Source organism: Mycobacterium sp. (genome assembly GCF_039583805.1).
Classification (GTDB): Bacteria; Actinomycetota; Actinomycetes; order Mycobacteriales; family Mycobacteriaceae; genus Mycobacterium.
Genome location: NZ_JAVKSH010000130.1, coordinates 1 through 8,954 on the forward strand (window position 1 = coordinate 1; position 8,954 = coordinate 8,954).

Genomic DNA, 8,954 nt, shown 5'->3' on the forward strand with positions numbered 1-8,954 from the left:
GCGAGTGGCGGCCGGCGCGACTACTTTCCGAGTTTCCTGCGCTGCACCCGGGTGCGGCGAAGCAGCTTGCGGTGCTTCTTCTTCGACATCCGTTTACGCCGCTTCTTGATTACTGAACCCATAACCCCGCTATCTGTGTACCCCGCCCGAGTCCGCGCGTGGCCCGGCGTCTGCAATGACCCGCACACTTTACCCGGCAGGCGACGCCGAACACCAAAGCGACGGCGCATCCGTCGGCGTGCCGGTCCCACCGCGCCGCTCCGGCGGACCGCTGCGCGGTCCGCGGCACGGCTGGGCTAGCCGGCGTCGAAGTACGAGCTCTCCAACATGTCGTGCACGGCCTGGGCGTGCACCCGGAAGGACCGTCCGACACGGACGGCGGGCAGCTCGCCGTTGTGAACCAGCCGGTACACCGTCATCTTGCTGACCCGCATCAGCGTAGCCACTTCGGCCACTGTCAGGAATTGCGTCCTGGGCTGCTGGCCCTCCGGCGAGCCGCTGTCGCGCGCCGATTTACCGCCAGCCGAATCTCGTGCCGATGGCCCGTTTATAGACGTCATCGCAACCCAATCAGTCAGGCCCGCGGAGCCCCGGCGGCTTCCCCTCCGCTGGCACCCACACGTGCTTACCACCAGGAGAATAGCGGGACCAGTGGGGTTACTGCGACGTATGAGGGTAAATAAGAGAAATTTTGTAGATTACTCCGATGTGATTCGCAGTTCCTGCGAGCGGGCGGTCGCGGCCCGCACCGCCTCGTCGACCGCGGCACGCAAACCCAGCCGCTCCAGTTCGCGCAGCGCCGCGGCAGTCGTGCCACCGGGCGAGGTTACGGTCGCCCGCAGCCGGGCCGCGGTGGTGTCCGCGGACAGGTCGGGCGCCGCCGCGCCCGTCGATCCGCGGTCCTGTTCCATCCGCTCCAGCAACATCGCCGCTGATCCGGCCATCGTCTGAGCGACCAGGTCGGTAGCGACCCGGCGACTCAACCCCGCCCCGACGGCCGCGTCGATCAGCGCCTCGACCATCAAGAAGAAATAGGCCGGACCCGAACCCGACACCGCGGTGACCGCATCCATCTGCGCCTCCGGCACGCTCAGCACGCCGCCGACGCTGTCAAACAGCGCCGACACCTCCTTGACCTGCTCCGGGGTGGCGAAACGACCCTTGGCCAACGCCGTCACCCCGGCCCCGACCAGCGCCGGCGCGTTGGGCATCGCCCGCACCACCGGCGTGCCGGCCGACAGCTTGGACTCCAGGTAGCCCGTGGTGACCCCCGCGGCGACGCTGATGTAGACCTGCTCGGCACCGCCGTCCTCGGCGTCGGCGGCAGCCCGGGCGATCTCGCCGACAACCGACTCCACGTCGGAGGGCTTGACCGCGATGATGACGAACGTCGCGTTCTCCGCGGCGGCGGTCGGCGACGTCACCAGCACCGAATAGGTCTCGGCGAGGTAGCGGGCGCGGTCGGGCAGCCGCTCGGCCACCACCAGGTCTTTGACCTGCCGGCCGGCTCGCAGCAGGCCCGACAGCACGGCCTCCCCCATGCTGCCGCCGCCGATGATCGCAATTCTGGCCATGCACGACAGCATGGCAGACACGACAACATGGCAGAAAGGTGCGTTCAGCGGGCGGGCGGCACCATCGCCAGCTGGCGGGTCTGCACCACGATGCGGCCCAGGCCGTCGACGACGACATGGTCCTCGTCGAACCAGTCCTGGCCGATCTGCATGCAGGTGCACACGACGCGCAGCCAGCCGTCGGCCGGCACGCCGCGCACATAGGCGGTGAGCTGCACGGTCGGCGCCCACCCGGTCCGACCGACCGCGAAGCTCACCGGCACCGACAGGTCACCGCACATCAGCGCGAACAGCACGTCGGGCGCGGTGCCGCGCGGCCGAACCCACATCTGGATCATCGGCGGGCGGCCGTCGGTGCTGGACTGCAGCGTCGACACCAGCGGCCGCACATCGCAGCCCTCGGCCAGATGCAGCAGCCCGGCCAGCGGGTGACCGGGACCGAGCGGGGCGATGTCGGCCGGCGGCTCGGGCGCCATCAGATCCGCCACCGGATTGGCCGACAGCAGCGGTGGGGCCAGGTGCTCGGGCTCGCCCAGCGTGACCACGGCGTGCACCGCGGTGCGATCTCCCTGGACGAGCTCGACGTCGACGACGCTGACGCGACGACCCCGCTTGCGCATCGAGGTCACCAGCCGCATCGGCCCGGGATCGGGCGCCCACAGGAAGCTGCCCGACACCGCGACCGGCTGCACGCTGTCCGACGGCCCGGCTGCACCCCGCATCCGGGCGGCGTTGGCGCACAGCGCCAGCATCGCCCCGCCGTGCACCTTGGGCCCGATGGTCCAATGCTTGTCCAGTTCGCCCTCGTAAACCCCGTCGGGGCCTGCCTCGCGCAGCATCATCGCGCTGTTGAACAAGCTCATCGAAGTCCTCTCGCCGTCAGCGCAGCAGATGCCTGCGGGCGAACTGCAACGACTCGGTCAGGGTGGCCTCGCGCTCCTGGGCGGACCGTGCAGTCGACGTCGACACCTCCAGCACGACATGGCCGGCGAAGTCACCGGCGGCCAGCAGTTGGCACACGTCGACCACCGGTTGGGTGCCGCGGCCCGGCGCCAGATGCTCGTCGGCCGGCAACCCGCTGCCGTCGCACAGGTGCAGATGGGCCAGACCCGGCCCCATCCGTCGCGCCATGTCCAGCGCGTCGGTTCCCGCCGTCGCGGTGTGCGACAGGTCCAGGGTGTAGTGCGCGTGGTCGCCGTCCAGCGGATCGTGGGACGGCGCGAACGCCGAGATCGCCGGGCCGGGCCCGCCGCCGCGCCGGCGCATCCGTTCGCGCGACTGGTCGGCACGGAACAGCCGGTCCGCCCGGAACGGGAACATGTTCTCCACAGCCACCAGCACGTCGCTGGACGATTCCAGGGCGGCGACCTGCTCGCTGAATCCCTCCGCGTAACGCCGTTGCCAGCGAAACGGCGGGTGCACGACGACCGTCTGCGCACCGAGCCGTTCGGCGGTGCGCACGCTGCGCTCCAGCTTGGCAATGGGGTTGGCGCCCCATACCCGCTGCGAGATCAGCAGGCACGGTGCGTGCACGGACAGCACAGGTACCCGGTAGCGCCGCGAGAGCTTTTTGACGGCTGCGACGTCCTGACTGACCGCCTCGCCCCAGACCATCAGCTCGATGCCGTCGTAGCCGAGCGTGGCCGCGAACTCGAACGCGGCCTCGGTCCTCAGGGGATAGACCGAGGCCGTCGAGAGGCCGACCTTGACAGCTGGGCGCACTGGCCGGCTAGCCGGATTGCACCAAGGCCAACGGCCCCAGTGTGACCAGAGCTCCTACCGCCACCGCGATCAGCGTGCTGCCGATGTCCTCGGTCTTGCGGACGACCCGAACTGTGACCACCAGACCGAGAATAACCAGTACCGACAGCAGCAGCGCGATGATGGTGTTCCAGCGCCACAACTGGTCGAACGCGATGAACAGCCCGGCGCCGAAGGCGACGGCCAGAAGTGACTGCAGCACGACCACAGCGCCGCGCAGCACGGTGTCGGTCCAGCGCGGCCGCGCGTCGAGGTCCGCGTCCTCGTCGTCGCGGGCTTCGACGAGGCCGGCGATGTCGTCGACGTCCTCGCCGGGCTCTTCGTCGGCCTGCCCGCCGTCCTGCTCGCCGGCGGCTTTGCCGCGCCGCAGCCGTCCCGCCGACACGCGCAGGTACGAGCGGACGTAGGCGGAGTCCTCACTCACCGGTTCGGCTTCGGACACCTCGGTGTCCATCAGGTCGACCGGCATCGCGGCGTGGTTCTCGACAGGATCCGGATTCATCTCCTCAGCGCCGGACTGCACCCGGTCGGCGGTGTCGGCGTCGGTCCGGGCCGAACCGCGTACCGGCAGCGGATACGAGCTGCGCTCGGGGCCCGGCGCGCGAAGGCCCGGCGGCGGGGACGTGGGCCAGCGCGGCTCCGGCTCGGACCAGTACGGGCCGGGGGCGGCACCCTCGTCGTCGGGCCCGGGCGCTCCGTTGCCGGACTCGTCAGGTGACCGGTCCGGACGGGGGGTCTCCGCGGGCTCGATGTCCGCCTTGACGACGGGCATCTCCCCGGTCAGCTCCGCGACCGTCACGGCGTCGCTGTTGCCGCGCCGCCGGCGGCGGCGCCCGGATATCGGCGGGGCGCCCGCGGTCCCGCACCTGGCCAGCAGTTCGGCCACCGAGATCGGCCGAGCGCCCGGGGTGTCGTGCGGTGCAGTCATCGTGTGTCGCCTCGCGATCGGTCGACCGCGGCCGTGTCTGCGTGCCGGCTTCCAGGATGGCGCACCGGCGTCTCGACCAGAGCGGTTCCGTCGGCTTCGCTGTCGAGTTTGCGCAGAATCAAGCCCTCACGCAGCGCCCACGGGCAGATGTCCACCATTTCGATCGACATCGCTCGCATGCTCGCCTCCGCCACCAGAGCTCCCGCCACGATCTGCGGCGCTCGCTCGGCACTGACTCCTTCCAGCTCAGCACGGTCAGCAGCCGTCATCCTAGAGATGAAAGCTATGACTTGTCTGAGGCCGCTGGCGGTCAGCGTCCGCTTCACCCACGGTCCCGCCGCCGACGGCGCCGCACCCGTGAGCCGGGCCAGCGAGCGGAACGTCTTCGACGTTGCTACAGCCAGGTCGGGGCTGCCGGCTTCCAAGACGGTGTCGCTGGCCTTGGCCAACTCGGCGTCGAGCCAGTCACGCAACATGGCGACCCGGCGCCGGCCCGGCGGGTCGTCGGGCAGCCATTCGCGGGTGAGCCGTCCGGCGCCCAGCGGAAGCGACAGCGCCACCTCGGGTTCCTCGTCGACGCCGTTGGACAGCTCCAGCGAACCGCCGCCGATGTCGAGGTTGATGATCCGTCCCGCGCTCCAGCCGTACCACCGGCGCACCGCCAGGAAGGTCAGCCGCGACTCGTCGACTCCGCGCAGCACCTGCAGGTCGACACCGGTCTCGGCGCGCACACGGGCCAGCACGTCCTCGGAGTTCTTGGCGTCGCGGACCGCGGACGTCGCGAAGGCCATCAGCTCCGTGCAGCCCGAACTGGCTGCGATCTTGCTGAACTCGTCAATGGTCGAGCTCAGTCTGTCGACCCAGCGCCGGGTGATCTTGCCGGCGCTGTCGATCGTCTCGGCGAGCCGCAGCGTGGCCTTGGTCGAACTCATCGGCGTGGGATGCCCGCCGCGGTGCGCGTCGACCACCAACAGGTTGACCGTGTTACTGCCTACGTCCAGCACACCTAACCGCACGCACCACAACCTAGCCCGGCGACGTCGCGGCCGGGTAACGGACGCGGCGGAGCCGGCCGAACAATAACCGTCGGCGACGTCGGGCGCATTTTCGTCTACCGTGGCACCGTGGCACCGTCGCAGCCCAACTATCCGCACGAAGTCGAGATGAATTTCCCTCGCGAGTGGGTGGAGTTCTACGACCCGGACAACCCCGAGCACCTGATCGCGGTCGACCTCACCTGGCTGCTGTCGCGCTGGACGTGCGTGTTCGGCACACCGGCCTGCCAGGGCACCGTGGCGGGACAGCCCAACGACGGATGCTGTTCGCACGGTGCGTTTTTGTCCGACGAGGACGACCGCGCCCGGCTCGACGAGGCTGTCGCCCAGCTGACCGAAGATGACTGGCAGTTCCGCGACAAGGGCGGAGGCCGCAAGGGCTACCTCGAACTCGACGAACACGACGGCGAAGAGCAGTGGCGAACCCGCAAACACAAGGGCGCGTGTATCTTTTTGAACCGCCCGGGGTTTCGCGCCGGTCCCGGCTGCGCGCTGCACAGCGCGGCGCTGCGGCTCGGCGTGCATCCGCTGACGATGAAGCCAGACGTGTGCTGGCAGTTGCCTATCCGGCGCAGCCAGGAATGGGTGACCCGCCCGGACGGCAGCGAGATCCTCAAGACCACGATCACCGAATACGACCGGCGCGGCTGGGGCGCCGGCGGCGCTGACCTGCACTGGTACTGCACCGGGGACCCAGCCGCTCACGTCGGTGCCCGCGAGGTGTGGGAAAGCCTCTCGGCGGAGCTGAACGAACTGATCGGCGAGAAGGCCTACGCTGAGCTGGCAGCAATGTGCAAGCGGCGCAGCCAGTTAGGGCTCATCGCGGTACATCCGGCGACGCGCGCGGCCCAATAGGCACAGGTGGTCAGCCCTCGAGCTTGTACCCCAGGCCGCGAACCGTCACCAGATGCACCGGGTTGGCCGGGTCGGACTCGATCTTGGACCGCAACCGCTTGACATGCACGTCAAGGGTTTTCGTGTCGCCGACATAGTCAGAACCCCACACCCGGTCGATCAGCTGGCCGCGCGTCAATACCCGGCCGGTATTGCGCATCAGATATTCCAGCAGGTCGAATTCCTTGAGCGGCAATGTGATCGGCTGACCGTTCACCGAGACGATATGGCGTTCAACGTCCATCCGGACCGACCCGGACTCCAGCACACCGTCGATGGACTCGGAGTCGTCGTCGCCGCCGCGGCGCAGCACCGCCCGGATGCGGGCGATCAGCTCCCGCGCCGAGTACGGCTTGGTCACGTAGTCGTCGGCGCCCAGCTCGAGTCCGACGACCTTGTCGATTTCGCTGTCGCGGGCGGTGACCATGATCACCGGCACGCTGGATCGCGCCCGCAGCTGTTTGCAGACGTCGGTGCCCGACATCCCCGGCAGCATCAGGTCGAGCAGCACGATGTCGGCGCCGGCCCGGTCGAACTCGGCCAGCGCCGACGGGCCGTCAGCCACCACGGTGGCTTCAAAGCCCTCTTTACGCAGTAGGAACGCCAGCGGATCGGCCAGCGACTCCTCGTCCTCCACGATCAGCACGCTGGTCATCGGCGCCGCTCCTGTCCATCGCTTCGTTCTGCATCGTCGCCGGCGCGGGTCATCGGCGTAGTTCGTCCTCTCATTGGTAGGTCTTGGCCCGGGTTAGGGATTCCACCGGCTGGCGGGATTTTTCGGTGGTGTCCGGATACGCCGGGACCGACAACGTGAACGTCGACCCGGTACCCGGCTGGCTCCACAGCCCGATGCTGCCATTGTGGTTGGCCGCGATGTGCTTGACGATGGCCAACCCCAGCCCGCTGCCGCCGGTGGCCCGCGAGCGTGCCTTGTCGCCGCGGAAGAACCGCTCGAAAACCCGCTGCTGGTCTTTGCGGGCGATGCCGATGCCGCGGTCGGTGACGGCGATTTCGACGACGTCGGCGCGGCGGCGACGGCTGATCGACACCAATGACCCGCGCGGGGAGTATGCGATGGCATTCGACACCAGGTTGGCCAGCGCGGTGACCAGCAGGGCCTGGTCACCCAGCACCCGCAGGTCGCTCGCCCGGTCGGTGCGAATCTCGATGTCGACGTTGTCAGCAGCCACCTTGTGACGTGAGATCGCTTCGGCCACAACGGTGTCGACGTCGACAGACCTCAAGTCCGGCAACCGCTCGGCGCCCTGTAGCCGGGACAGCTCGATCAGCTCGGCGACCATGTCGCCGAGCCGGTTGGCTTCGACGAGCACCCGTTCGGCGAACCGGCGCACCGTGTCCGGGTCGTCCGCTGACGCCAGCAACGCCTCGGCCAGCACGGCCATCGCGCCGACCGGGGTTTTCAGCTCATGGCTGACGTTGGCGACGAAGTCGCGCCGGGTTGCCTCCATCCGGGCGTACTCGGACTGGTCGTAGACGAACACGACGGCGAACCGGCGGTCCTCCTCGCTGAGCAGCCTGGCCTGTCCGTGCACCGACAAGCCCGACCCGGACGGCGCCAGATCGAACTCGATGTCGTCGGTGCTGGCCAGTGCCTCCCGCGCGGCCTCCCAGGCCTCGTCGTCGAGCTGGCGACCGCGGATCAGGCCGAGTTCTTTGGCCCGGTCGTTGACGTACACCACGTCGCGGTGGGCGTCCACCACCGCGGTGCCCGCCGGCATCAGCGCCACGATGCGTTGCAGCATCTGTGCGACGGTGATCCCGGACCACTCGGCCGCCGCGCGCTGCCGCCGCTCGACGACCCGCGGCGCAAGGCGGGCTCCCACCGCGGTGCCGACGGCAAACGCCATCAGCATCCCCGCCCCGGCCAGCGACAGCGCCGAGAAGACCGTCACAACCAGATCCTACAAATCTTGATGAATTTCGCCCCCGCAGCGCGGCGCCGAAATCGAACATCTCACGCACCACAGGGCAGGTTTTCCGCTGCCGTTCACGCGGTGTTTGCGCAACGGCCTCTCAGGCGCCCTGACTGGCCACCGCGGCCGCCCCCGCGGCGGCTGCTTCGGGGTCCAGATAGCACCCGCCGGCCACCGTCGGCCGCAGATCTGAGTCCAGCTCGTAGCGCAGCGGAATCCCGGTCGGGATGTTCAGCCCGACGACCTCCTCGTCGGACATCCCGTCCAGGTGCTTGACCAGCGCCCGCAGCGAGTTGCCGTGCGCGACGATCAGCACCGTCTTGCCGGCGAATAGGTCAGGCACAATGACGTCGGTGAAATACGGCAGGAAGCGGGCCACCACGTCGGCCAGGCATTCGGTCAGCGGCCCGCCGCCGATGTGGGCGTAGCGCGGGTCCGCGTCCTGGCTGAACCGGCTGCCCCGCTCGATGGGCGGCGGCGGGGTGTCGTAGCTGCGCCGCCACGCCATGAACTGCTCCTCGCCGTAGCGGGCCCTGGTCTGGGCCTTGTCCAGGCCCTGCAGCGCGCCGTAGTGACGTTCGTTGAGCCGCCAGCTGCGCCGCACCGGGATCCAGTGCCGGTCGGCGGTGTCCAACGCCAGGTGCGCGCTGGTGATGGCCCGTCGCAGCAGCGAGGTGTGCACCACGTCGGGCAGCGCGTCGTGTTCGACGAGCAGCTCACCGCTGCGGACCGCCTCGGCGCGGCCCCTGTCGGTCAGGTCGACGTCGACCCACCCGGTGAACTGGTTGCTTGCGTTCCATTCGCTCTC

Annotated in this window: 10 protein-coding genes and 1 pseudogene; 1 reads left to right on the top strand and 10 read right to left on the bottom strand. The window is 69.2% G+C overall.

The features are described from left to right. Positions 1 to 20: 20 nt before the first annotated feature. From ABDW21_RS15025 to ABDW21_RS15055, 7 genes are all read right to left on the bottom strand, one after another. The gene (locus ABDW21_RS15025) at positions 21 to 122 is read right to left on the bottom strand and encodes an AURKAIP1/COX24 domain-containing protein (RefSeq protein ID WP_003402602.1); all 102 of its coding nucleotides are present in this window, start codon (positions 120 to 122) and stop codon (positions 21 to 23) included. Between the two features lie 174 nt (positions 123 to 296). Next, complete coding sequence (locus ABDW21_RS15030; RefSeq protein WP_343710648.1) at positions 297 to 560, bottom strand: helix-turn-helix domain-containing protein; 264 nt, start codon at positions 558 to 560, stop codon at positions 297 to 299. A gap of 138 nt (positions 561 to 698) precedes the next feature. Further along, positions 699 to 1,574 carry a pyrroline-5-carboxylate reductase gene (gene proC / locus ABDW21_RS15035; RefSeq protein WP_343710649.1) on the bottom strand — a complete coding sequence of 292 codons (876 nt, stop codon included), beginning with the start codon at positions 1,572 to 1,574 and terminating at the stop codon, positions 699 to 701. Positions 1,575 to 1,618: 44 nt separating this feature from the next. Further along, positions 1,619 to 2,437: a thioesterase family protein gene (locus ABDW21_RS15040; protein WP_343710650.1), complete on the bottom strand. Its 819-nt coding sequence runs from the start codon at positions 2,435 to 2,437 to the stop codon at positions 1,619 to 1,621. Positions 2,438 to 2,453: 16 nt separating this feature from the next. After that, positions 2,454 to 3,296 (bottom strand): sugar phosphate isomerase/epimerase, encoded by an 843-nt coding sequence (locus tag ABDW21_RS15045; RefSeq protein ID WP_343710651.1) that lies wholly within the window; start codon positions 3,294 to 3,296, stop codon positions 2,454 to 2,456. Between the two features lie 7 nt (positions 3,297 to 3,303). After that, a complete protein-coding gene (locus tag ABDW21_RS15050; protein ID WP_343602759.1) occupies positions 3,304 to 4,263 on the bottom strand; it encodes a hypothetical protein in 960 nt (319 codons plus the stop codon). Next, entirely contained in the window at positions 4,260 to 5,279 is a 1,020-nt protein-coding gene (locus ABDW21_RS15055) for a Ppx/GppA family phosphatase (RefSeq protein WP_343710652.1), read from the bottom strand. Before ABDW21_RS15055 ends, ABDW21_RS15050 begins: the two co-directional genes overlap by 4 nt. A 147-nt stretch (positions 5,280 to 5,426) precedes the next feature. Here ABDW21_RS15055 and ABDW21_RS15060 point away from each other — a divergent pair, with 147 nt between their 5' ends. After that, complete coding sequence (locus ABDW21_RS15060) at positions 5,427 to 6,173, top strand: hypothetical protein (RefSeq protein ID WP_343710654.1); 747 nt, start codon at positions 5,427 to 5,429, stop codon at positions 6,171 to 6,173. Between the two features lie 10 nt (positions 6,174 to 6,183). Here the strand turns inward: ABDW21_RS15060 and regX are convergent, their stop codons facing one another. The 3 genes and pseudogenes from regX to ABDW21_RS15075 form a co-directional block, all read right to left on the bottom strand. Continuing rightward, entirely contained in the window at positions 6,184 to 6,867 is a 684-nt protein-coding gene (gene regX, locus ABDW21_RS15065; RefSeq protein WP_343602763.1) for a two-component sensory transduction protein RegX, read from the bottom strand. Between the two features lie 142 nt (positions 6,868 to 7,009). Next, positions 7,010 to 8,125: pseudogene (locus ABDW21_RS15070) on the bottom strand (ATP-binding protein); the annotation flags it as partial. A gap of 121 nt (positions 8,126 to 8,246) precedes the next feature. Then, positions 8,247 to 8,954: phosphoglyceromutase (locus tag ABDW21_RS15075; protein WP_343710653.1), on the bottom strand; the 708-nt coding region annotated here is incomplete at its 5' end.